The sequence below is a fragment of the Acidimicrobiales bacterium genome, from assembly GCA_035547835.1.
Lineage (GTDB): Bacteria > Actinomycetota > Acidimicrobiia > Acidimicrobiales > Iamiaceae > DASZTW01.
On record DASZTW010000005.1, the window covers coordinates 1 to 23,873 of the forward strand.

Genomic DNA, 23,873 nt, shown 5'->3' on the forward strand with positions numbered 1-23,873 from the left:
CGCTCAACGAAGGCGGGGGCGCTCGCCCCCGCGACACGGCTATCGGCTCTCTGCGTGGCGGAACGCGGCCAGCGGCATGGCCCCGTGGGCACCGCGACCACAGAGAGTGGCTACGAGCCTTCAGATTTCAAGGATCACCGGAGGTTCGCAATCAGAGGATCCAGGGCTCGCCCAGCTCGCGGTACAAGGGTCTTTTCCGGCCGATGTGCCTTCGTGACTCAGCTAGACGACCGGGAAAGCGGTACACGAGCACGCTGTCGAGCGCTGGATCAATGACATCATGAATCTCCCCCATCAGCCGCTCGTACCGGTCGGGGCTGAGCCGGCATTCGAAGACCGACAGCTGCACCCTGGTCCCGTACGAGCAGCACACCTCAGCGATGCGCCGGAGCCGCGCACCACCTGGACCGGCAGTGTCAGCGATGTCGTACGCGATCAATACGTCCACGTCACGCCGGGATCACGAACGGCGGGTACGTCGGAAGATCGCCTCGCAGATGACGAGCCAGGAGGGTCGCCTGCACACTTGGCAGCGCCCAACGCTCGACAGCGCGTCCTACAACGGGATGAGCTAGCTCAACTTGCTTGGCCTGCTCCCAACGCCGGAGGAACTTGGCGCGCCCCTCGTCGGCAAGATAACAAGCGCCGCCCGGGGTCCACACAAAATCGCCCGCGCCGATCTCCCGCCGTCTCAACATGCCGACCACGAATCTGTCGGTCAGCGGCCGCATCTCCTCGGCGAGGTCGAGTGCGAGCGACGGCCGACCAGAGCGCACGCGGTGGAGGAAGCCCACCTGGTGATCAAGCCCGATCGCTTCGAGGGCACCGACCAGTTCGGTCACCACCAGCGCGTACGCGAAACCGAGAAGAGCATTGACAGGGTCCCGGGGCGGCCGACGGCTCCGGCTCGCGAAACGCCATGGCGTGTCGGACAAGACTGTGCCGAGCGCCGTGAAGTAGACGCGAGCAGCGTCGCCTTCGATCCCTCGGACATGATCGGCCGTCGGCGCGGTCGACAGCCTCCCAAGCCGCTCGGCGATCAGATCAGCGCGATCGCCGATGCGACGCCTCGCCGAGCTCGATGGAGCATCGCGGGCCCACCGCATCATCACGCGGCGGCTGTTCTGCAACTTGCCGGCAATGAACAGCTTCGTCAGCCGCAACGCCGCGGCATCGTCGGTCGCGGCGCAGACCTGCGCAACCCGGAGGTGGACGTTGCCCGACGCGGGCGGGCCGACCGTGAAGCGCAGTCGCCCATTGCGCCGAAGTACCGCCACCCGGACATGGTGGTCGACGCACGCCGCAAGCGCGTCCATCGTCGCGTGCACCGCGCCGAGCATCACCACTGAATCGATGCCCTCAAGTGGCACGCGCTCCTTGTCAGCACCCCGGCGAACGATCAGCGAGCGCCCCGATCGCGCGATCGATGTCTCGTGCCCCGCCACGTAGACCGAGCTCAAGTACCGCACGCCAAGACCTCCATGTCGACGTACGCAGCGACGTCGACCGCACAGGCGACAGTGTGGGGTAGGCAGATCGGTTCGAGTTGGCAAGCGCCGCAGCGTTCATCATCGGGGGGTGGCGGCAACCGACCATCCACCACGTCGCGGCGAATCGCCTCGATGACCGCGATCGTCGTCCGACGAAGCGTCGTGTCGAAGGTCACCGGCACGCGGCGGCGAGGCCCTCCGTACCAGACCGCGCCAAGGTTGACCACAACTCCGGTCATCTCCTCGAGACACAGTGCCTGTGCGCAGAGCTGCAGGTCCGCCGCGCGGCGATGCCGGATGCCGCTCTTGTACTCCACCGGGAACACCCGGTCCCCCGGGCCCACTTCAACGGCATCCGCTCGACCGCTGAGCCCCAGCACTTCGGACCAGAGCGGGATCGACCGAAGCGTGAGGTGCCCACGCTCCTGCCGATGTGGGGCATGATCGACACGGCGGTGGAACCGCGTACCCGCGGCTGTCGCACGATTCTCCGCCCAGACGCCGTCAACGTGGATCAGTGCGCACTGCCGGGGGCAGTACTCGTAGTGCTCGATCGCCGAGATCGGCACGACCACCTCGGCCTCGACGGTCACCGGATCCGCCGCGACGCGAATGCCCGAGTCGGGTCGGCGCCCTCGACCCGGAGGCTGACGCTTTCCCACGCTGCGCTGATCCCGAGCCGCGAGGCATGCCGATCGTCGCGGGCGACGTCCAGGATGGCGTCGATGGCATCGCGATCCAACGCTGCCGTCCAGGCGATCCACGAGAATGGCCCATTCGACGGATTCGCGCGAGTGACGGCGGTGGGGTGTCGCAGCCGTTCGTGACCGCACACTGGATAGAACCACATGCCAAGGAAGGCCAGAACCTCCACACATGGCGTGACACACTTCTCGGCCTCATCAGCTGATGACGCCACGCGGCGGAAGTCGAAACCGAGCCCATTCGACCTTCGCCGCGGTGCCACGCCTCGAAGTGTCATGTCGACCTCTCGCGCCGCATCCTCGATCTTGCCCGCAACGAGCTCGACACGATGGCAGAGGAAACGACCAGGGCCCGGCGCAGCGACAAATAGGCGGCTGGGGGTCAGCTTTTCCAGGTCCGCCGCATCAGTCCCGATCGAAGTCACGGTCCAGGCATCCCCCCCAGACCGACTGGCTCTCGCGGCGCTGCGCCACTGCTCAACCCCGTCTTGTCGAGTGAGGTTCGCGATCGGCAACCCCTCTATCCACTCCGGCGTCGGCCATGCATCGGCCAGTGCCTCCGCAGGATCGACATCGCCGTCGAGCGCGAGCACCGCAACCGGCTCGGCATCGTCGGTCCAGCGCAACGTCATGCCAGGTACGGCCACCGTTGCCCCGAGGGCCGCGAGCCAACCGTTGAGCCACTCGGCCGGCAAGCCGGGGCAGATCCGCTCAGCCACTACAGGACCTCCTGGTCGGGCGCCCAGCCGCCCGCCGAGACGGACTGGTCGGCTTGGCGGACGATCGCCTCAAGGAGCGCCACGCCCCAAGTTCCGTACCGGTCGGTGAGGGCACGAAAGCGGCGCGGTTGTTGCCAATCGGTGGCTGACAGATCGGCGTCGGCCGATACCTCTGTTCCGTCGAGCTCGAACGTCACCTTTCCGCCCGCTTGGTCGTCTGCGGGCGGCAGCAGAGGGCGACCCCATCCGTGATGCGTCACGACCAGATGGATCAGGAGATCTCGGTCCACGCCGGCCCACCCATCAGTGGCCTGCTCCAGCCACTCCTCAACGAGCCGGCCAGACAGCGCCTCGTGCCGCCCACCTTGTGGCCAGCCGGCGGCAACCCGGTCGCGGCCCCACCATGCGCGCGGTCGATGGGACTTGGCTACAGGGGCCGTGTCCGTCGCACCCGGGGCAAGCCAACGCTGGAACCGCTCGTCGGCCTTGCCGACATCGTGGAAGCGGGCCGACTGAGCCACGACATCGGCGAGCTGCGCCGGAACGCCGATCGCGGCTGCGACCGCACCCGCTCGACCGCCAACGCCGCGCCCGTGCTCGTGCAGCAGCACGGCGGTGTCGCTCAGGGACAGCTCGTCGAGCTCATCTGCGAGCGGCTCGAGCGCCGATTCCCGGATCGGGATGCGGGGGATCTCGTCGACAGGGAGGACGGCATCAGGTTCCAGGCGGTCGAGCAGTTCTGCCCACTCGGTCTCCGACATGCCGTCGGCTTGGGCCGCCCTGAGGCGCTCGACCAACTCGGCGACGCGCTCGTCCGGCGAGACTTCATCCTCGTCGGGAGGCTCGACGACCGCCCGCACCAGCCCGCCGAGGTCCTCGCCGACCAGCCTCTTCAGCGCTGCGGCGTCGAGTGGCAGACCCTCGGAGGAGAGCGTCACGTCACAGACAGGTGAGGTGGCGTCGGGAGCCCAGCCGAAGTCGTCGAGCATGCCGCCGTCGATGGGCAAGATGACCGTGTCGCCAGGCCGTAGCGCGTCCGGGGCCACGTGCTCGACACGAACGCGGTCTGACGTCAGGCGGGCGACAGCGCCATCGCCGAGGGCCGTCCTCGCCTCACCGATCGGCAGGTCGATCGTCTCGGCGTCCCGCACCCGGGGCCAGAGCCGGTCACCGTCGCCGGGCACATACGCCCGCCAGCACACCGACACGCGGTAGTGCGGACCAGTGAGGCCGGAGAAGTACGGCTCGACTGGCGCCTCGCCGGGCGGCGGGAACGACGTCTTCGACCACTGCCACAGCAAGGCGGGCATGATCTCCGGCGCGTCACCGGGCTCGTCGCCAGGCTCACCGAGGATCGCAGCGACACGACCTGGTTGCAGGTCGACCACCCCCGACGGGTCACTGGCTTCCTCGAGCTGACGCAGCACGGTCTCTGGCTCCGTGCCGTACACGGGCCAGCCCGTCTCCTCTCCGCGGATCGGCCGCGGCGGCGCATGCACGTAGGTGGCCTGGGCTCGGTCCCACTTGCCCAAGCGGTTGAGCCTCCCGAGCCGCTGAGTCAGCGCCCGCACGCCGCACGCCTCGGTCACCAGCAATTCGAAGTCGACGTCGGCTCCAACCTCCAGCGTCTGTGTTGCGATGACGACGAGGTGTCGCTCCCGTGGCGCGTCTGCGCGTCCCGCGGCCGCACCGGAACCGGGATCAAGCACTCGCTTGCGGATGGCGACCGCCTCTCGTTCGCGCATCTGGCCAGTGAGAAGCAGAATCTCGGCGTCGATCGACTCCTTGCGCAACGCCGCGCCCAGGCGTGCGCGCACCTGCCTCGCCACTTTGGGGGTGTTGGCAAAGACCACCATCGACGAGGGCGCGTCACAGTCGAGTAGCAGCCGCGCCCCGGCGTCACCGAGATGGCCGGCGAGCTCCTTGTCACTGGCTGGGCCATGGACCTCGCATCGCACGTTCTTCTTCGCGGTCAGTCGCCGGTGCACCTCCGGGTTCGCGCGATCAGTCTCGTCGAGGTCAAATCGATCGCTGACCGCTCCGCCCGTCGCGGTGAGTGACACGACCGTCGGACGGGCACGCAGCGCAGGAAGCACCGCTTCCGCGGGCGCCTCGCACTCCGCTAACGGGCCGAAGAGCCTCATGAGGTGTTGCGCGAGATGGGCTTCGTCGACCAGCACCAACGAATCGGTGCCGGCGAGCGCGGCGTCGATCGGCCGCATCGAACGCGACGAGCCGTACCCGCGAAAGAGCAGGCGCGACCCGTACATGGGAAGCGTCGAGAGGATCACGGCCGGCTGGCTGGGATCAGTCGGGCGCCCCGTCGCAGCGCCGCCGCGAAGGCGGACCACCTCGAGTGGCGGCGCGGCGGGATCGGCGGAGAGCGACCGAAGTGCGGCCGCGACGCCGCCCAGCGCCTTGATCGCCTGGGTCTCCCGGGGTGCCTCGCCTTCCGGCACCGCCGAAGGGTCCCGCAACAGGTCGCTGATCCGCGTCGCATGGTCGTAGGTGGTGTCGACCAGCAGGCGACGATTCACCAACCACCAGATCCGCGTCGGAGCAGTCCGTTCGGCGGGCGGCAGCGGCGCCTGCGATGCGAGCCACCAGACGGCGATGTCGAGACACGCCGTCTTCCCGAGCCCCGTCGGCACCCCGACCTCTTCGGGCCAGCTGCCACCATCGGCCAGCCTCGCGGCCAGGCGGCTCTGCCATGGGAATGCAGCGCGGCCGTTGACGGCCGCATAGAAGTCGTCGAACGTCGGAAGGTCAGCCACCGGACAGCCCCTCACCGCGTATCGGCGCGCACAGGCCCAAGCCACGTTGGCGCGCTCCACCCACGACGACAGGTCCTCGAACCGGCTCCGCGAACGTGAGCTCGAGGTGCGCATACGGCTTGCCCGGCCGCCCAACCCGATTGACCTCCACCGGGGCCAGGTCCACCCCGCCGGCCAGGATGGGAACTCGGCTCACACGAACCTCGCGGACGGCTGTCTCGATGCCAGCGTGGCGGCACCAGCCACTGACCTCTGCGTTGTCGAGGTCAGTCGATCGTCGCTCGTACACGGCCGGGAAGGCCGTCGCCCAGACCTGGGCGGTCTGCACCCAGCGGCCGGGATTGGTCGCCCAAGGGCGGCGTTCGCCCGCCCACAGGCTGCACGGAACCCGCTGGAAGCCGCGACCGACGAGATGGTCCATGCGGTCGAGCACACCACGGCATGCGTCCACCAGCTTGGGATCTGTGCCCGGTGGAAGGCAGAGCGCGAGGCCGTGGATGCGCCCGGTCGCGTGGGGGGCGCCCACGTTCGGCAGGGCGAGGTAGTAAGCGAGGTGGTACCCAGAGCCCTCCATGCCATGGCCGGTCAGCACCGGCGGCGGCTCGTCGACGTGATCTTGGAACAGCCGCAACACGGCCGCCTTGAAGGCCTCGGTGACCGCTGCGACGCGGCGACCGGAGATCGACGCGCCGACAGCGGCTTCCGGATCCGCGAACCGCACGCACAACAGCGTGGGCTGTGGCGTAGGCGTTGCGCTCTCGCGTTCGCCGGCCGCCTCATAGCGGATGACGTGGCGCAGTGCCGGGAATTGTGCGCGCTGCACGGACGCGCCGCCGTCCTTACCGACCCACGCCCGATAGTGCGCGTCCATGGCGGCGACGGAGCCCTCGCGCGGGACGCTCACCAACAGCGCGCCGTCATCGGCCGGGCAAAGCGCCGGCTCCCCATCGGGGGCCGTCGTTGCGACGGTCACTCGAGCAGGTGAGTCGGCGCAGCCGAGATAGCCGACGCGGGCCGCCCGATAGCGCAACGCCGCAAGGACCGACGGTGGCACGTCGATATCCCATGCATAGGTGACCTCGGGAACGCAGGGTGTCACCTTGAAGCCCGGTCGCACCTCCATCCCCACCCGGCCGACGTACTCAAGGTGCTGGTTCTTCGACGCCGTGCCGGCATGTTTGACGACATACCTGCTCTGCAGGCGCTGGTGATGAACTTCGCCAGCACCGTGGCTTGCGTAGATCGCGGGCGCGCCGGCTGTCTCCAAGAAGGCCAGCTCTGCCCCGTCGGTCCCCAACCGCCGGGGAGGTAGGCCCTCCACCTCGACATCGGTGCCCGCAGCCGCCGTCAGCGCGGCGAGCAAACGCATGGGCGACGGCGGCCATTCGCCCTCGAGTGCCCGCCCCGTTGGCGCCAGCCCCGAAGGGTCCGCACGATACGTGCCGTGCAGCAACTCGACCGTTATCGCAAGCATCAGTTGAGCGGCCAGGTCGAACGAATGGCAGCGGCGAGGTTCGGTTTGGGCGTCAGCAGCAGCGGCTCCCGCCCCCAGCCGTCGAGCGGCACACCGGCTTTGCGTGCCTGCTCGACGCACGCCGCCAGCAGGCCCGCCGCAGCATCGGAGTCTGGGAGCTCAACCGCATCGTCGACCGCAGCACCGAGCCACATCGCTGCAGGAAGCGACGGGCGAAGGTCGGCGACAGAGCGCAACTCGAACGCGCGACCAAAGGCGCGCACGTGGGCGAACAGGCCCAAGGCCACGAGCAACGCCCGCGCCGCGGCATCGGCTGCGGGATCGGCGTCGCCGCCGAGGCTGACCCGACGAAGCTGCGCGAACGACACTGTGGCCGTTTGCGTGATGCGAGCGAACGAGACCGCCGCACGTGCCGCATCGCTACCACCGACCAGCACCTGTCCATGGCCTATCTCAGAGAGCTTCTTCGTCTCGCCGCCGGCGAGCTTGGTCTTGCCGATCTCCCAGTCGACTTGATCGTTCGGATTGAACGTCATTGGGTCGTCGGAGTTGAGGTTCAGCGGGTCACCCTTGAGACCCTGGGTCCTCGTCTCGCTCGCGGCTGGCGACCAACCGATGATCTCTGAGACCCACGCCCGCGCGTGCTTCGCGTTCGAGCGCTTCTTGCCAAGGTGCGACTGCCAGAAGCCGAACAGGAGTCCCTGGGGAGTCCATGCCATCAACGATCCTGCATTCCACGCGGTGGCGTCGAAGATCGCCCGGCCGATATCGGTCTTCAGGAAGTCGACACCGTCGAGCTCGGCATCGCGCAGATACGCATCCGCATTGCGATGCGGGAACTGCCAGCTCGAGATGCGGCGAGGGAGGTGGGGCGGCAACTCGCCGACACTCGACAGATCGAGCACGATCTCGGGAACTCCAACCGCGGGAGCAGCTCGCCGGACAGCGTCCTCCAGCCGGTTCGCCTGCGAGGGCACGTTGTCAAGCACGATGACATCGGTGGGCGCGTCGGCATCGGTCGACTCCCACCGCTTGTCGTGCTGGTACTCCATGCCAGCGTAGATGGGCGGCTTCACTGGGGCACCGGGCCCCGCCACCGGCTCCAGCTCGGTCACGATCCTGATCCCCGCGTCGAACCCGTCGTCGCTGCATGCGTCGGCGAGCCGACCTGCATCTATCGTGCCCATGATTGCTCCTCTCCGAAGGCCGTCCTCTGCACATATGAGTGGGTCGTGACGGCCCCGGCCGCTGGAGCAACCCGCCGCTTCTCCGCCCGCGCGCGATGTAACCACACCGCTGAGATCGTCGCCCGGTGGCGCCACACAAGGGGAGAACGTTCCCGGTCGAATCGGCGCTTGGCCGAGTGACAACAGCCGATCGGCGTCGGCCATGCCGGCCGTCCGCAGGCACCCGAATTCGAGCAGGCGGTCCGCCCTCGTGCAGCGAGGACAGATCGCGGCGCGTCGCGGCGCGCCGGCCCGGTCAGCCGGCGCCGTAGACGGGGGCGGGCGGGGGCGCGTCGGCGAGCAGCTCGCGCACGATGGCGCCCACCTCGGCGGGGTCCCAGCGGGCGCCCTTGTCGACGGTGGGACCGTGCTGGAAGCCGTCGGCCACGCCGATCTTGCCGGCCTCGACCTCGAAGACGCGGCCGGTGACGCCGGCACTGTCGGGCGACGCCAGCCAGGCCACGAAGGGCGACACGTTGGCGGGGTCCATGGCGTCGAACTCGCCTTCGCCCGGCTTGGCCATGGTGGCGGCGAAGACGTCCTCGGTCATGCGGGTGCGCGCGGCCGGGGCCAGCGCGTTGGCGGTCACGCCATAGCGTCCGAGCTCGGCTGCCTGCACGAGTGTGAGCGCCAAGATGCCGCCTTTGGCGGCGGAGTACACGGCTTGGCCGATGCTGCCGAGCAGGCCCGCGCCCGACGACGTGTTGATGATGCGGGCATCGACCGTCTCGCCGGCCTTCGCCTGGTCGCGCCAGTGGCCGGCCGCGTGGCGAGCCACGCAGAAGTGGCCTTTGAGGTGGACCCGCACGACCGCGTCGAACTCGTCCTCGGTGGCGTTGGCGAACATGCGGTCGCGCACGATGCCGGCGTTGTTGACCACCACGTCGAGGCGGCCGAACGTGTCGACGGCTTGGCGCACCAGCCGCTCGGCGCCCGCCCAGTCGGCGACGTCGTCGGCGTTCACGACGGCCTGCGACCCGAGCGTTTCGATCTCGGCGACCACTTCCGCGGCGGGTCCGGTCGAGCCGCCGGACCCGTCGAGCTCTGCGCCGACGTCGTTGACCACCACGTTCGCGCCTTGGCGGGCGAGCTCGAGCGCGTGCGCCCGGCCGAGCCCTCGCGCCGCGCCGGTGACGATCGCGACCCGTCCGTCGCAGATGCCCATGGGTGCTCCTCGTGGTCGTGATGGTGAGCCGCCCAACGTACCTGACGCCCCGTCAGGTCCCGAAGCCGACCGAGGCCCGGGATCCGAGCGCGAGCCGCGAAGCTGGAGCCATGCCCCGCGAGCCGCGCCGGATCACGTCGCCCGACGACCCGCTCGTGGCCGACTACATCGGTCTGTCCGACGCGCAGCTCCGACGTCGCTTCGAGGACCCCGAGGGCGGGCCGCCCAGCCCGCACGGCCGTTTCATCGCCGAGGGGCAGCTGGTGCTCGAACAGCTCCTCGTGTCGGTACACCCGATCCGATCGGTGCTGGTGTCGGAGCGCCAGCTCACCCGCGTGCTCCACGCGCTGGCACAGGCCGGGCGGACCGAGGTGCCGACGTTGGTGGCATCACAAGCGGTGCTCGACGCGGTGGTCGGCTTCCGAATCCACCGCGGCGTGGTGGCGTCGGCCGACCGGCTCCCCCTGCCCGACCCGTTCGCGACGATCAGCGAGGTGGCCAGCCGGGCGAGGGTGGGCGAGCCCACGACCGACCCTGCCGGCGGCGACGGCACGACTCGCCCGCCCGCCGGCGCGTCGCTCGACCACACGCGCCGCCGGCGAGTGCTCGTGCTCGAAGGGCTCAACGACCACGAGAACCTCGGGGTGCTGTTCCGCAACGCCGCGGCGTTCGGGGTCGACGCCGTGCTGGTCGACCCTCGCTGCGCGGACCCGCTCTACCGCCGCTGCGTGCGCGTGTCGCTCGGCCATGCCCTGCGCGTGCCGCACGCCCGCTTCGCCGCAGGCGACTGGCCCGACCGGGCGCTGGCGGCCCTCACGACCGCCGGCTTCGACGTGTTGGCGCTGACCCCCGACCCGGATGCGCCCGACTTGACCACCCTCGACCGGGCGTCACCGCGGGTGGCGTTGGTGCTCGGCGCCGAAGGCCCAGGGCTGACGCCCACCACGCTGCAGGCCGCTGCGACCTTGCCGGCGGCGCGACCGGTCCGCATCGCCATGGCCGACGGCGTCGACTCCCTCAACGTCGCCACCGCCGCGGCGGTGGCGCTCCACTGGCTTCAGGACTCGTCGGAGAACAGGTAGCGGCCCTGGGCCCGCTCGAGGTACTCCTCCGACGACGCCAGGCTCTGCGCCAGCACGAGGTCGTCCCTGGTGAGCAGCGACTGGCTCCACCCGGCAAGCCCGCCCGCATCGGGCTGGCGGCCGAGCAGCTTGACGTACAGCGCGCGGACCCGGCGTTGGCGGTTCTCGGGCGACTGGTAGATCTGCAGCGCGACCCACTGGCGGCCCTTGGTCACGGCCTGCGACGCCCAGAACTGCTGATCGCTGCTCGACGCGCCGCGCCCGAGGATCGCCTGGTACAGCAAGCTGACCCATGTGGTGAGGATCCTGCCGGCCTTCGTCTGGAAGTACTCCGGCGACGCGTAGAAGCTGGCGCCCGCTGCGGTGATGGTGACCCCGCTGTGGCGCACCAGGTTCTCCCATTTGTCGAGCTCGCTGCGCGACGGCGAGCGGCCGAGCGTGTTCTGGTAGAAGCCGGTGAAGATCCCGTCGAGCCACTCGGTCGACGTGGTCAACGTGCGGAGGTACTGGCTGGCCGTGACCCCTTGGGCGAACAGGTTGAGCCAGTTCGGCAGCTCCGTCGTGCCCACCTGCCGGCCCAGGAAGTCGGGGTACGTGGCCCGCACCAGCGCCTCGTAGTCGCTCTGGTGCGTCCAGCCGAGGTCGAGCAGCATGCCGGCGGTGATCGGCCCGTCGAGGCCCACCGACCGTTCGATCTCACCGCTGCTGAGCGTCGGCGTCATCAAGGCGTCCTTGCTCGACGCCGGGTACGTGCTCTCGTCGAGGTGCGACCCGCTGCTGCCGCCCTGCCACGGGTACGGGAAGTAGAGCTTGGGGTGCTGGAAGCCACCCATCACCGTGCCCCACGTGCCCGCCCAGTAGATGTTGCCCGACACCTCCTGGTTGAGCAGTGCCGTGCTGTTGTTCGGATACGACAGCAGCGGCGTGCTCGCGCTGGAGCCCACCCCGACGAACTCGTCGAACACGGTCGGCGTGTCGGCATGGCAACCCGTGCCGGGTACTTTGCAGCCCTGGGGATCGCCCGTCGCTGTGTCGAAGCTCGACAAGAACCCCAGACCGTGCCCGAGCTCGTGGGTCACCACCGACTGGAGGTCGATGTTGTTCCCGACTCCCGCCGGGTCCGACCCGTAGTACCAACCTCTGCCGGCGGAACCGAACGCCGAGTTGAACGTGGCATCGATCTCCGGCAGCGAGGGATCGAAGTCGCGGCCGGCCAGGGCGTCAGCCAGCGCGCTGGGGTAGGCGGGGGCCCCCGGGATGTCGGGCACGTAGAAGTTGGTCGGGCCCGCCGCGCCGAGGATGCTGCTGTCGCCGGTCTGGCTGGTCAGATCCTCCCAGTGCACCTGCACGCCGATCTGCACCGGGCTGTACACCTGGTTCGCCCACGCAGTGGCGGCGCGGATGAATGCATCCTGCGCATCAGTCGGGAAGTTCACGGTGTCGCTCACGGGCATGAAGATGAGCACGAACGTCGAGTGGCGCCCGCCGACCACCGTCTGAATCGGCGCCGACGTGGCGTTCGCTCGAAGTGCGGCCTGTTGCTCAGCCCGGAACCGTGCGGTCGGGATCTTGCGCGGGAAGGTCGTCGTGGGCTGCGTGCCCGACCCGCTCTCGCGCACCGGCACTTGCAGGCCGTAGCCGAGCGACGTGGGGTTGGCGCCGAAGTCCGCGGCATCCGGCGGCGACGGCAGCGAGGGCGTCGCGGCGGTGGGCGCGGCGGACGGCGCCGCGGTGACGGCGGGTCGCGACGAGGTGGCCGGTCGGGCTGCAGTGGCGGGACGGGCCGACGCGGCCGAGGGCGCAGCCACGTACGCGAGCGCGAGCAGCCCCGCAGCGAGCACGCTTGCGCACCGCCGGGCGACGAATCGGGACACCTTCCACCTCACCTGCTGTGGGCCACCCAGCCGGGCGCCCCCGATCGACGAACGCCGCAAGGTTATCGGTGCCCGCCGCGTCGCCCGGACCGGAGTCGGGCCCGGCGGTCATCACCACCGACCCAGCGCCGTGCAGGGATGGGTCAGCCGAGGCGCTCGATGATCGTGACGTTGGCCTGTCCGCCGCCCTCGCACATGGTCTGCAGGCCGTAGCGGCCGCCGGTGCGCTCGAGCTCGTTGAGCAGTGTGGTCATCAGCTTCACACCCGTCGCGCCGAGCGGGTGGCCGAGGGCGATGGCGCCGCCGTTGACGTTGACCTTGTCGAGGTCGGCGCCGGTCTCCTTCTGCCATGCCAGCACGACCGACGCGAACGCCTCGTTGATCTCGACCAGGTCGATGTCGTCGAGCTTCATGCCGGCTTTCTCGAGCGCATGGGCGGTGGCGGGGATCGGCGCGGTGAGCATCCACACCGGGTCATCCGCGCGGACCGACAAGTGGTGGATGCGCGCCCGGGGGGTGAGACCGTGCGTCTTCAGCCCCTGCTCGCTGACCACGAGCATGGCGGCCGACGCGTCGGAGATCTGGCTCGACACGGCGGCGGTCAGGCGGCCGCCCTCGACCAGCGCCGGCAACGAGCGGATCTTGTCGACGTTGGGCTCACGCGGCCCCTCGTCGACCGACAGCCCGTTGAGCGGCGCGATCTCGTTCTCGAAACGGCCTTCCTCGATGGCCCGCAGCGCCCGCGTGTGCGACTCGATCGCGAAGTCCTCCATGTCCTCGCGCGAGATGTCCCACTTCTCGGCGATCATCTCGGCGCCGCGAAACTGGCTGATCTCCTGGTCGCCGAAGCGCTTGGCCCAACCCTCCGAACCGGTGAACGGGTCGGCAAACCCGAACTGCTCACCGACGACCATGGCCGAGCTGATCGGGATGGCCGACATGTTCTGCACCCCGCCGGCCACCACGACGTCGCTGGTGCCGCTCATCACGGCCTGCGCGGCGAAATGCACCGCCTGCTGGCTCGAACCGCACTGCCGGTCGATCGTGACGCCCGGAACGTGCTGGGGCAGGTCGGCCGCCAGCCAGCACGAACGGGCGATGTCACCAGCTTGCGGGCCGATCGTGTCGAGGCAACCGAACACGACGTCCTCGACCGCACCCGGGTCGATGCCCGTGCGGGCCATGAGCGCCTTCAGGGTGTGGGCGCCGAGATCGGCCGGGTGGACCTGGCTCAGCGACCCGCCGCGGCGGCCCACCGGGGTGCGGACGGTATCGACGATGTAGGCCTCGGCCATGGCGGTGCTCCCTCGCGAGTGACGACGACGCCGCAGGTTACGTCCGCCATGTCGCCACCAGCGAGCCCGCCACGGGGCACCCCGCCCCGCCCACCATCCCGTTCCGCGCGTTGCATTCCCACCGCTGCGGTCACTTTCCACGCGCAGAACGGGTGGTGGTGGGGTCAGGGGGTGAGGGTGGCGGCGAGGGCGAAGCCGCGGCGGGCGAGGCGACGCAGGCCGGTGTCGACGTCGGCCGTCGCCAACTCGGCGGCGGTCACCCACCGGGCGCCGCGTGACTCGTGGTTGATCCGCACCTCGGCGTCGGGCGGCGCCACCACCAGGAACCGCACGTCGAAGTGCAAGTGAGCCGGCTCGCCTGGGGGCGCGACCTCGTGGATGTCGAGGTCGATCGCCGGGACCGCCACGCGCAGGCCCTCGATCCCGGACTCCTCGGTGGCTTCGCGGAGCGCCACCGCCGCCGAGTCAGCCTCGCCATCCGCGTGCCCGCCGGGCTGGAGCCAGCGGCCCAGCTTGGCGTGGAAGAGCAACAGCGCCCGCTCGCCCGACGCGTCGACGACGAACGCCGAGCCGGTGAGGTGACCCGGCAGGCACGAGCGCACCAGCGCGTCGTCGTGCTCGGCGAGCAGCTCGAGGAACGGGCGCCGCTGGTCGGCCGTCGGCCCGACCGCGTCGAGCACCCGCGCCCGAGCGACGGCGAGCTCGCTGCCGGGGATCAGCGCCGGATCGCCCGAGGCCAGCAACCTCGCGGCCGGCGGGGTCATCGGCAGCGGCCCCCCTGCCTGCGCTCCGTGACGGGCGCGGCGAGCGACCTGGGGCCGCGCGACACGTTCGGGTCGCCCTCGACGAACCACCGCCAGGGATGCTCGCGGCCGGCGCTCAGGCCCACCCGCACGCTGTTGCCGATCCTGGCCGCGCGCTCGGACCCGGCCGCCCCGGCAACGCCGAGCCCGCGGCTCCCGGCACCACCCCCGACTCCGCCGAGCCCGCCACCCGCGGCGGTTGCGGCCCGGACGCTCGATCCCGACCCCGCGACCGTCTCATCGTGGAACACCATCAGCGGTGAGGTGGCGGCGGTCAGGTCGGTGCCGTCGAAGCGGCGGTCGACGCCGAGCGCCTGGCACAACTTCGCGGGCCCGCTGCACAAGTCGCGGTCGCGACGAGCGGCGGGCCCGCGCCGGGCGTGCATGCGGTCCACGCCGTCGACTGGCGCCAGCGCCCGCAACAGCACCGCCCCGGCGGTCCCGTCCGGACGGCACACCGCGTTCGCGCACCAGTGCATGCCATAGGAGAAGTAGACGTACAAGCCGCCCGGCGGGCCGAACATCGTCCGCGTGCGCGGCGTCTCACCCCGATACGCGTGGCTGCCGGGGTCGTCGGCGCCGCAGTACGCCTCGACTTCCACGATCCGCCCCACCGTGCGTGCGCCGTCGTCCTCGACCCGCACCAACAACTTGCCCAGGAGGTCGGGCGCCACCTCGCGAGGGTCGCGGTCGTAGAACACCGCGGGCAACGGCCGCGCTCCCGACCCGCGCGGGCTCACTGCGACTCGAGGTCGTCGACCCGCTCGCGGTCGATCTCGAGCTGCGTGGCGAACCGCACGAACTGCTGCGTGACGGGACCAGGGCCGGCGCCACCCGGGCTCGAGCGCCGCGTGACGGCCACGCCTGGGTCGAGCAGCTGCACCGCTTCGGCGCCGAACGCGGGGTGCGCGGCCACCAGCTCGGCCAGCGGCACTTTGCGCTCGAGCGAGTCGCGCACCAGGCCGCCGACCACGGCGTGCGCGTCGCGAAACGGCGTGCCGTTCTCGACGAGGTACTCGGCCAGGTCGGTGGCCACCAGGTACGCGGAGTCGGCGGCGGCCTGCATGGCGTCGGTGTCGAACGTGACGGTGGCCAGCAACCCGCGCAGCGCACCCAGCGCGAGCAGGATCTGGTCGACCGAGTCGAACAGCGGCTCTTTGTCCTCTTGCAAGTCGCGGTTGTACGCCAGCGGAAGGCCCTTCAGCGTGGCCAGGAACCCGGTGAGGTTGCCGAGCAGCCGACCCGACTTGCCGCGCGCCAGCTCGGCGATGTCGGGGTTCTTCTTCTGCGGCATCATCGACGAGCCGGTCGAGTACGCGTCGGGCAAGTGGACGAACCCGAACTCTTCGCTCGACCACAAGATCAGCTCTTCGCCGAGGCGCGACAGGTGGATGCCCACCAGCGCGAGGTCGAACAGCGACTCCGCCACGAAGTCGCGGTCGCTCACCGCGTCGAGCGAGTTGGCGAACGGCGCGTCGAAACCGAGCTCGTCGGCAACGCCCGCCGGGTCGAGCGGGAGCGACGAGCCGGCCAGCGCGCCCGCGCCAAGCGGCGACACGTTGAGCCGCCGAGCAGAGGCCACGATCCGGTCGAGGTCGCGCGACAACGCCCATGCGTGCGCGAGCAAGTGGTGCGCCAGCAACACCGGTTGCGCGCGCTGGAGGTGCGTGTAGCCGGGGAGGTACGCCTCGCCTGCTTCCCGGGCGCGGTCGTGCAAGGTGTGCTCGAGCGCGAGGACACGGTCGGCCACCTCGGCGAGGGCCCGGCGGGTGTACAGCCGGAGGTCGGTGGCCACCTGGTCGTTGCGGCTGCGCCCGGTGTGGATCTTGGCGCCGGCGGGACCGGCCAGCTCGGTGACGCGCCGCTCGACGGCGGTGTGGATGTCCTCATCCGCGGGACCGAACGCGAACGACCCGTCGAGCAGCTCGGCTTGCACGGTGTCGAGCGCGGCCAGCACCGCGGCGCTCTCCTCGACCGACAAGATGCCCGCGCGGTGCAACCCGCGGACGTGGGCCCGCGAGCCGGTGAGGTCGTCGAGCGCCAACCGCTGGTCGTACGGCAAGCTCACCGTGAACGCCAGCAGCTCCTCGGCCGGTCCGCCCTCGAAGCGGCCGTGCCACAACGTGTTGCCGCCCGCGGGTGCGCCGCCCGGCGCGTCGGCGCCCTCGGCCTCGGTGCCGGTCACGGTTCCTTGCTCCCCTGCCGGGCGGCCCACGTCTTGATGCCGAGTCCCCAGAGGCGCACGAAACCGGCGGAGTCCTCGTGGCGGAAGCTGTCCTCGGCGTCGTACGTGGCGAGCCCGTAGTCGTAGAGGCTGTGCGGGCTGCGGCGGCCGGTCACCTGGCAGTTGCCGGGCGACAAGTGCAGGCGCACGTCACCGGTGACGAACCGCTGGCTCGACGCGATGAACGAGTCGTAGGCCTCCCGCAGCGGCGAGAACCACAGGCCGTCGTAGATCAGCTCCGCGTAGCGCGGCTCGAGGCGCGCTTTCTCACGGCTGAGGTCACGCTCGAGGCAGATCGACTCGAGGTCTTGGTGCGCCATGATCAGCGCCAAGCTGGCCGGGCACTCGTACGTCTCGCGGCTCTTGATGCCGACGCGGCGGTTCTCGACCATGTCGATGCGGCCCCAACCGTAGGAACCGACCACGTCGTTGAGGCGGGCGATCACTTCGAGCATGCCGAGGCGCTCACCGTCGATCGCGACCGGGCGGCCACCTTCGAAGCCGATCACGAGGTCGCGGGGCTCGGTGGCGCTCGGCTTGGTCATCGACCACACCCCTTGGGGCGGCTCGGCCCAGGGGTCCTCCATCTCGCCGCACTCGATTGCGCGGCCCCAGAGGTTGTCGTCGATCGAGTACACCTTCTCCTTCGTCGCGTTGATCGGGATCTCGTGGTCGTACGCGTACAAGATCGACTCCTCGCGGGTCATCCCCCAGCCCCGCACGGGCGCCAGCACCTCGAGGTCCGGCGCGAGCGCGCGGGTCGACACCTCGAAGCGCACCTGGTCGTTGCCCTTGCCGGTGCAACCGTGCGCCACGCCGTCGGCGCCGAACTTGCGGGCGGCCTCCACAAGGTGCTTGACGATCACCGGGCGCGACAGCGCGGACACCAGCGGATAGCGGTTCTCGTACATGGCGTTGGCCGCCAAGGCCGGCGCGACAAAGTCCTCTGCGAACTCCTCGCGGGCGTCGACCACCACCGCGTCGACCGCGCCGGCGGCCTTGGCGCGGCCTTTGAGGACCTCCCAGTCCTCCGACACCTGGCCGACGTCGACCGCGAGCGCGATCACCTCGCAGCCGTACTGCTCGATCATCCAACGGACAGCGACCGACGTGTCCAGTCCACCGCTGTACGCCAGCACGACCCTTTTCGCCACGGACCTACTCCTTCTCGCGGTCGGGCGCGCCCGACCCACTCACAAGTTCGCCAGCCCCGAGAGCTGGCGCGCCACTGCGGCGCCGCCGGGGTGCTCACGCACCACGACCAACAGGGTGTCATCTCCCGCCACGGTGCCGAGCACGTCGGGCAGATCGGCGCGGTCGAGGGCCGAGGCCACCACGTGCGCCGAACCCGGCGGGGTGCGCAACACCACCAAGTTGCCCGACGCCGACACCTCGTGGACCCACTCGGTGAACATGCGTCGCAAGTGGTCGTCGGGCGCCTTGCGCTCCCACGGCAGCTCCGGGATGGCGTACACGCTGTCGCCGCCCGGACCGCGCACTTTGATGGCGCCCAGGTCGTCGAGGTCGCGCGACACCGTCGCCTGCGTGGCCGCCACACCTTCGCCTTCCAGCAGCTCGACCAGCTCGGCCTGGCTCGCGACGGCGTGCTGCTCGAGCAGCTTCTCGACCCGGTGCTGGCGCTGGGTCTTGGTGAGCCGGGCCGGCTCCGCGTCGCGCTTGGCCGTCATCAGCCCGCCTCCGCCGCCGGACCGGCCGCCGCGCCGACCGTGGTCGACGACGCCGATCTGCTCGACGCCTGCAACAACCAGGCGAGCGCGCCCCTTGCGGCGTGCATACGGTTGGCGGCCTGGGTGAAGACCCGGCTGCGGGGACCATCGATCAGCGCGGCAGTGACTTCCTCGCCACGGTGCGCCGGCAGGCAGTGCAGGAACACGGCACCCGGGTCGGCCCGGTCGAGCAGGGCGTCGTCGACGGTGAAGCCTTCGAACTCGCGGCGGCGCTGCTCGGCTTCGCTCTCCTGGCCCATCGACGTCCACGTGTCGGTGTAGATCGCGTCGGCGCCCTCGACCGCTTCCTCGGGCCGAAGGCCCACTGTGAAGTCGCCGCCGGCGAGGCGGACCCGGTCGACCATCGCCTCGGGCACCGGATGGCTGGCCGGGGACGCCACCCGCACCGCGATGCCCGTGTACCCGCACACCAGCGCCAGCGACTGCAACACGTTGTTCGGGTCGCCCACATAGGCGATCGTGCGGGCCGCCACGTCGCCGAACTCGCCCCGCAACGTCAACAAGTCGGCCAGCGCCTGCAGCGGGTGGGCCAAGTCGGACAGCAAGTTCACGACCGGCACCGACGAGGCGGCTGCCAACCGCTCCACTTTGTGGTGCTCGAAGACGCGGGCGCCGATCGCGGCGTGGTACGCGGACAGGGTCCGGGCGATGTCCTCGGCCGACTCGCGGGTGTCGATCCCCACTTCGGCCCCCTGCACGGTCACCGGGTGACCGCCGAGCTGCACCACCGCCATCTCGGTCGAGTGCCGGGTGCGGGTCGACGGCTTCTCGAACACCAGGCCCACACCTTGGCCGGCCAGCAACTGCGGACGCTCGGGCGACTCGGCCAGCGCGACGATCTCGCCGACTTCGGCCGCCGTCAGGTCGTCGATCTCGAGCAAGTGACGCATCACCGTTCCTCCCCGTCTCCCGATCCTGCAGCGGCGAGCACCACGGCGAGGATGCCGACCGCCTGGTCGATCTCGTCGTCGCTCACCAACAACGACGGCGCGAGGCGCAGCGCGGTGCCGGTCACGCCGTTGACGACCAAGCCTGCGGCGAGGCACGCGGCGGCGACTTCACGGGCGTCGAGGCCGCGGAGCTCCGCACCGAGCAACAAGCCCGAACCGCGCACCGCCACCACTTGCGGCAGGGCTTCGAGCCGGGCTGTCAGCGCCGCGCCGGCACGCAAGGCGCGCCCGGGCACGTCTTCGGCCTGCATCACTTCGAGCACCGCGCGGGCGGCCGCCGCGGCGAGCGGCTGGCCCCCGAACGTGGAGCCGTGATCGCCGGGCCGGAAGCTGTCGGCCACGTCGGCCCGCGCCCAGCAGGCACCGATCGGTACGCCGTTGCCGAGCGCTTTGGCCATGGTGACCACGTCGGGCTCGACATCGTGGTGCTGGAACCCGAACCAGCGGCCCGTGCGCCCGAGACCGGTCTGCACTTCGTCGACCATGAACAGTGCACCGCGCTCCTCGGTGAGCCGACGTGCCCCTCGGAAGTAGTCGCGGCTCGCCGGGTTCACCCCCGCTTCGCCTTGGATCGGCTCGAGCAGCAACGCCGCCACGGAATCGTCGATCGCCGCGTCGAGCGCGTCGAGATCGTTCCACGCCACGTGCAAGAACCCGTCGGGCAGCGGCAGGAACGGCTCTTGCTTGGCGGGCTGGCCGGTGGCTGCCAGCGCCGCCATCGTGCGGCCGTGGAAGCCGTCGTGCGCGGCCACGATCTTGTAGCGGCCCGCCCAACCACCGTCGCCGGTCGGGACGATGCCGCCCGCGTGGCGGCGCGCCAACTTGATGGCGGCCTCGTTCGCCTCGGCGCCGGAGTTGGCGAAGAACAGCCGACCGCCGGCCGGCGAGCCGTCGCCGATCAAGGTGTCGAGCGTCGCAGCCACGTCGAGCACCGGTTGGGTGCCGAACAAGTTCGACACGTGCACCAGCGTGCGGGCCTGCAAGCTGACCGCTTCTGCCACTGCCGGGTGGGCGTGGCCGAGCGACGTGACCGCGAGGCCGCCGAGGAAGTCGAGGTACTCCTTGCCGTCCGCGTCCCACAATCGCGAGCCGCTGCCCTTCACGAACTCGACGGGGGGCACGCCGTAGTTCGACATGAGCAACTCGGACCACGGACTCGACGGCTTCGACGGCTTCGACGCGGTGAGCACGCGACGGCGGCCCGGACGTTCAGCCATTGGTGGCTCCTGGGTGCGGCGCCGTCTCGTCGGCGCAGATCATGGTGCCGACGCCCGCGTCGGTGAACAGCTCGAGCAGCACGACGTGCGGGCGGCGGCCGTCGAGGATGTGGGCCGAGCCCACACCCGCCTCCACCGCGTCGACGCACGCCCGCACTTTGGGGATCATCCCGCCGGCCAACGTGCCGTCGGCCAGCAGCTCGGCGAGTCGGCCGGTCGTGACCGTGGTGATGAGCGACGACGGGTCGTCGCGGTCGGCGAGCAGGCCGGCGATGTCGGTGAGGTAGATCACTTTCTCGGCTCCGAGCGCGCCGGCGACCGCGCCCGCGACCGTGTCGGCGTTGATGTTGTACGCCTGGCCTTCGAGGTCGGCACCGATCGTCGACACCACCGGGATGAGGTCCTCGGCCAGCAGCCGCTCGATGATGGCCGGCTGGACGTCGACCACGTCGCCCACGAAGCCGAGTCGCGGATCGCGGGCTTCGGCCGTGATGAGCCCGGCGTCCTCACCCGACACGCCGACGGCCACCGGGCCGTGCCGGTTGATGGCCGACACGATGTCGCGGTTGACCTTGCCCACGAGCACCATGCGCGCGACATCGAGCGTCTCGGCATCGGTGACCCGCAAGCCGTCGCGGAACTCCGTCTCTTTGCCGAGCCGCGCCAGCAGGTCGCCGATCTGGGGCCCGCCGCCGTGCACCACCACGGGTCGGATGCCCACCGCGCGCATCAGCACGATGTCCTCGGCGAACCGTTCGGCCAGCGCGGCGTCGGTCATGGCATTGCCGCCGTACTTGACCACGACGGTGGTGCCACGGAAGCGGTGGATGTACGGCAGCGCCTCGATCAGCACCGCGGCGCGCTCGTCTGCGCTGGGGGCGGGCGGGGGTGCGGTGGGTCCGGCGGAGCCGGACGAAGCGGGATCGGGAGCGGCGGTCACGACGTGCCCATGTTCTCGTCGATGTACGCGTGGGTGAGGTCGTTGGTGATCACTTCGCCGGTGCCCGACCCGATGCCGAGGTCGACCTCGATCACCAGCTCGCGCTCGGCCATGTGCCGGGCGACGGAGGCTTCGTCGTGGTCGACCGTGACGCCACCGCTCGCCACCGTGATCCCGCCGTAGCGGACGGCCACCCGATCAGGATCGAACGTCACCCCGGCCGAGCCCGCTTCGCTCGCCAGCCGACCCCAGTACGGGTCCTGGCCGTACCACGAGCACTTCACGAGCTGGCTCTCGGCGATGCTCCTCGCGCACACGGCCGCTTCCACGTCGGACGCTGCGCCGGTGACCGTGAGGTGCACGACTTTCGTGGCGCCCTCCGCGTCGCCGGCCATGGCGAGCGCAAGGTCACGGCACACAGCGGTGGTGGCGGCGGCGAGGTCGTCGTCGGCCACGGGACCCGCCGCGCCCGACGCCAGCAGGATCACGGTGTCGTTGGTCGACTGGCAGCCGTCGACGCTGAGGCGGTTGAAGCTGCCGTCGACCGCGGCTTGCAGCACGCGCTGCAACGTGGAGGGTTCGGCGCCGGCGTCGGTGGTGAGCACCGCCAGCATCGTGGCCATGTTCGGCGCCAGCATGGCCGCGCCTTTGGCCATGCCGCCCACCACGGCCGCGCCGGCGCGGGCCACGGATTCCTTGCGGACGGTGTCGGTGGTGCGGATGGCCTCGGCGGCATCGGCGCCGGCCTCAGGCGACGCGGCGCGGGCAGCGACCAACGCCGGGATCGCCGCCACGATGGGGTCGATCGGCAGCGGGATCCCGATCAAGCCCGTCGAGCACACGAGAACCTCATCAGGTGCACAGCCCAACTCGTGGGCCACCTGCTCGCACATCGCCTGCGCGTCGCGCAGCCCTGGCCCCCCGGTGGCGGCGTTGGCGTTGCCGCTGTTGAGCACCACTGCGGCCGCACGGCCCGACGTGGCCGCCAAGTGGGCACGGGAGGTGACCACCGGCGCGGCGGTCATGGCGTTCGACGTGAACACGGCAGCTGCGGCCACGGCGTTGCCGTCGGCCGTGGCCACCAGCGCGAGGTCACGGTCACCCGACTCCTTCACGCCGCCCGCCACGCCGGCGGCGGTGAACCCCTTCGCGGCGGTGACGCTCACGGCATCATCCCGACGGTCGGCAGGCCCATGGTCTCGTCGAGGCCCAACAACAAGTTGGCGCACTGCACCGCCCCGCCGGACGCCCCTTTGGTGAGGTTGTCGATCGCGGCCATGGCGATCACGTGACCGGTGCGGTCGTCGAACACGGCGTTCACTTGTGCAGTGTTGGCGCCGAGGGTGGCCTTGGTGTGCGGCGGCTCGGCGACCGGCACGACGAACGGCTCGTCAGCCCATGCGTCGGCCACGGCTTGTCGCAACGACTCGGTCGACACCGCAGCACCGTGGGCCGGCCGGGCGTAGCAAGTGGCGAGGATGCCCCGGTTCATCGGCGCGAGGTGAGGCGTGAACAGCACGGTGGCGCCGAGCTGCTGCTCCATCTCGGGCGTGTGGCGATGGCCGCCCACGCCGTACGCCACGAAGTCCTCGTCGACCGCGCAGAACGCGTTGGTGGGCTTGGGCGCCCGACCCGCTCCCGACACGCCGCTGGCCGCGTCGACGATGATGCCGGTGGTGTCGACCAGGCCGGCGTGCACCAGCGGCCACAACGCCAAGATCGCGGCGGTCGGGTAGCAGCCCGGAACTGCCACGTGACCTCTGGCCACGATCTCGTCGCGGTGCAGCTCGGGAAGTCCGTACGCGAAGCGGCTCAGCAGCTCGGGGGCCGTGTGCGCCTCGCCGTACCAGGTCGGGTAGTCGCCTGCCGAGGCCAACCGGAAGTCGGCCGCGAGGTCGACCACGTGGGCCACCCGGTCGAGCAGGTCGGGCATCATCGCCTGCGAGGCGCCGTGCGGCAGACCGCAGAACAGGAGGTCGAGTCCTTCGACCATCTCGGGCGCGTACGGCAGGTACGTGAGGTCGCCGTAAGCCCCGCGCAAGCTCGGGTAGAGGTCGGCCACTTGTGCGCCGGCTTGCGTGTCGCCCGTGACGGCGACGACCTCGATGCCAGGGTGCGCGGCCAGCAGGCGCAACAGCTCCGCGCCCGTGAACCCCGACCCACCGATGATGCCGACCTTCGCCATCCC

Annotated in this window: 20 protein-coding genes; 1 reads left to right on the plus strand and 19 read right to left on the minus strand. The window is 70.6% G+C overall.

Annotated features, from left to right (window positions below; genetic code table 11):
• Window positions 1–449: 449 nt before the first annotated feature.
• From cas1 to VHA73_02475, 7 genes are all read right to left on the minus strand, one after another.
• Window positions 450–1,469, minus strand: a complete 1,020-nt coding sequence (gene cas1, locus VHA73_02445) for a CRISPR-associated endonuclease Cas1 (protein HVX16865.1) — start codon at window positions 1,467–1,469, stop codon at window positions 450–452.
• Window positions 1,457–2,083, minus strand: a complete 627-nt coding sequence (gene cas4 / locus VHA73_02450; GenBank protein HVX16866.1) for a CRISPR-associated protein Cas4 — start codon at window positions 2,081–2,083, stop codon at window positions 1,457–1,459. Before cas4 ends, cas1 begins: the two co-directional genes overlap by 13 nt.
• Window positions 2,080–2,913 (minus strand): hypothetical protein, encoded by an 834-nt coding sequence (locus tag VHA73_02455; protein ID HVX16867.1) that lies wholly within the window; start codon window positions 2,911–2,913, stop codon window positions 2,080–2,082. Before VHA73_02455 ends, cas4 begins: the two co-directional genes overlap by 4 nt.
• The gene (gene cas3u / locus VHA73_02460) at window positions 2,913–5,687 is read right to left on the minus strand and encodes a type I-U CRISPR-associated helicase/endonuclease Cas3 (protein HVX16868.1); all 2,775 of its coding nucleotides are present in this window, start codon (window positions 5,685–5,687) and stop codon (window positions 2,913–2,915) included. Before cas3u ends, VHA73_02455 begins: the two co-directional genes overlap by 1 nt.
• The gene (csb2, locus tag VHA73_02465) at window positions 5,680–7,161 is read right to left on the minus strand and encodes a type I-U CRISPR-associated protein Csb2 (protein HVX16869.1); all 1,482 of its coding nucleotides are present in this window, start codon (window positions 7,159–7,161) and stop codon (window positions 5,680–5,682) included. The genes cas3u and csb2 overlap by 8 nt, the downstream gene beginning before the upstream one ends.
• Window positions 7,161–8,552 (minus strand): type I-U CRISPR-associated RAMP protein Csb1/Cas7u, encoded by a 1,392-nt coding sequence (gene cas7u / locus VHA73_02470; protein HVX16870.1) that lies wholly within the window; start codon window positions 8,550–8,552, stop codon window positions 7,161–7,163. Before cas7u ends, csb2 begins: the two co-directional genes overlap by 1 nt.
• 91 nt (window positions 8,553–8,643) lie before the next feature.
• The gene (locus VHA73_02475) at window positions 8,644–9,552 is read right to left on the minus strand and encodes an SDR family oxidoreductase (protein ID HVX16871.1); all 909 of its coding nucleotides are present in this window, start codon (window positions 9,550–9,552) and stop codon (window positions 8,644–8,646) included.
• Window positions 9,553–9,662: 110 nt separating this feature from the next.
• Here VHA73_02475 and VHA73_02480 point away from each other — a divergent pair, with 110 nt between their 5' ends.
• Window positions 9,663–10,634, plus strand: coding sequence for an RNA methyltransferase (locus VHA73_02480; GenBank protein ID HVX16872.1), 972 nt, complete (start codon window positions 9,663–9,665; stop codon window positions 10,632–10,634).
• On the opposite strand, the gene VHA73_02485 is transcribed toward VHA73_02480, so the two are convergent.
• The 12 genes from VHA73_02485 to argC form a co-directional block, all read right to left on the minus strand.
• Window positions 10,610–12,508, minus strand: a complete 1,899-nt coding sequence (locus tag VHA73_02485) for a DUF4214 domain-containing protein (protein ID HVX16873.1) — start codon at window positions 12,506–12,508, stop codon at window positions 10,610–10,612. The two genes, VHA73_02480 and VHA73_02485, sit on opposite strands and share 25 nt — an antisense overlap.
• Before the next feature lie 143 nt (window positions 12,509–12,651).
• Window positions 12,652–13,803: an acetyl-CoA C-acetyltransferase gene (locus VHA73_02490; GenBank protein HVX16874.1), complete on the minus strand. Its 1,152-nt coding sequence runs from the start codon at window positions 13,801–13,803 to the stop codon at window positions 12,652–12,654.
• A 164-nt stretch (window positions 13,804–13,967) separates the two neighbouring features.
• Complete coding sequence (locus tag VHA73_02495; GenBank protein HVX16875.1) at window positions 13,968–14,567, minus strand: NUDIX hydrolase; 600 nt, start codon at window positions 14,565–14,567, stop codon at window positions 13,968–13,970.
• Window positions 14,564–15,346 (minus strand): DNA-3-methyladenine glycosylase, encoded by a 783-nt coding sequence (locus VHA73_02500; GenBank protein HVX16876.1) that lies wholly within the window; start codon window positions 15,344–15,346, stop codon window positions 14,564–14,566. The genes VHA73_02495 and VHA73_02500 overlap by 4 nt, the downstream gene beginning before the upstream one ends.
• Entirely contained in the window at window positions 15,343–16,791 is a 1,449-nt protein-coding gene (argH, locus tag VHA73_02505; protein HVX16877.1) for an argininosuccinate lyase, read from the minus strand. The genes VHA73_02500 and argH overlap by 4 nt, the downstream gene beginning before the upstream one ends.
• Window positions 16,788–17,984 carry an argininosuccinate synthase gene (locus VHA73_02510; protein HVX16878.1) on the minus strand — a complete coding sequence of 399 codons (1,197 nt, stop codon included), beginning with the start codon at window positions 17,982–17,984 and terminating at the stop codon, window positions 16,788–16,790. Before VHA73_02510 ends, argH begins: the two co-directional genes overlap by 4 nt.
• A 39-nt stretch (window positions 17,985–18,023) precedes the next feature.
• Window positions 18,024–18,518, minus strand: coding sequence for an arginine repressor (argR, locus tag VHA73_02515; protein HVX16879.1), 495 nt, complete (start codon window positions 18,516–18,518; stop codon window positions 18,024–18,026).
• Complete coding sequence (argF, locus tag VHA73_02520; protein HVX16880.1) at window positions 18,518–19,468, minus strand: ornithine carbamoyltransferase; 951 nt, start codon at window positions 19,466–19,468, stop codon at window positions 18,518–18,520. The genes argR and argF overlap by 1 nt, the downstream gene beginning before the upstream one ends.
• Entirely contained in the window at window positions 19,468–20,745 is a 1,278-nt protein-coding gene (locus tag VHA73_02525) for an acetylornithine transaminase (protein ID HVX16881.1), read from the minus strand. The genes argF and VHA73_02525 overlap by 1 nt, the downstream gene beginning before the upstream one ends.
• Window positions 20,738–21,685: an acetylglutamate kinase gene (gene argB, locus VHA73_02530; protein ID HVX16882.1), complete on the minus strand. Its 948-nt coding sequence runs from the start codon at window positions 21,683–21,685 to the stop codon at window positions 20,738–20,740. Before argB ends, VHA73_02525 begins: the two co-directional genes overlap by 8 nt.
• Window positions 21,682–22,851, minus strand: coding sequence for a bifunctional glutamate N-acetyltransferase/amino-acid acetyltransferase ArgJ (argJ, locus tag VHA73_02535; protein ID HVX16883.1), 1,170 nt, complete (start codon window positions 22,849–22,851; stop codon window positions 21,682–21,684). Before argJ ends, argB begins: the two co-directional genes overlap by 4 nt.
• Window positions 22,848–23,870: an N-acetyl-gamma-glutamyl-phosphate reductase gene (argC, locus tag VHA73_02540; GenBank protein HVX16884.1), complete on the minus strand. Its 1,023-nt coding sequence runs from the start codon at window positions 23,868–23,870 to the stop codon at window positions 22,848–22,850. The genes argJ and argC overlap by 4 nt, the downstream gene beginning before the upstream one ends.
• Between the last annotated feature and the right edge of the window lie 3 nt (window positions 23,871–23,873).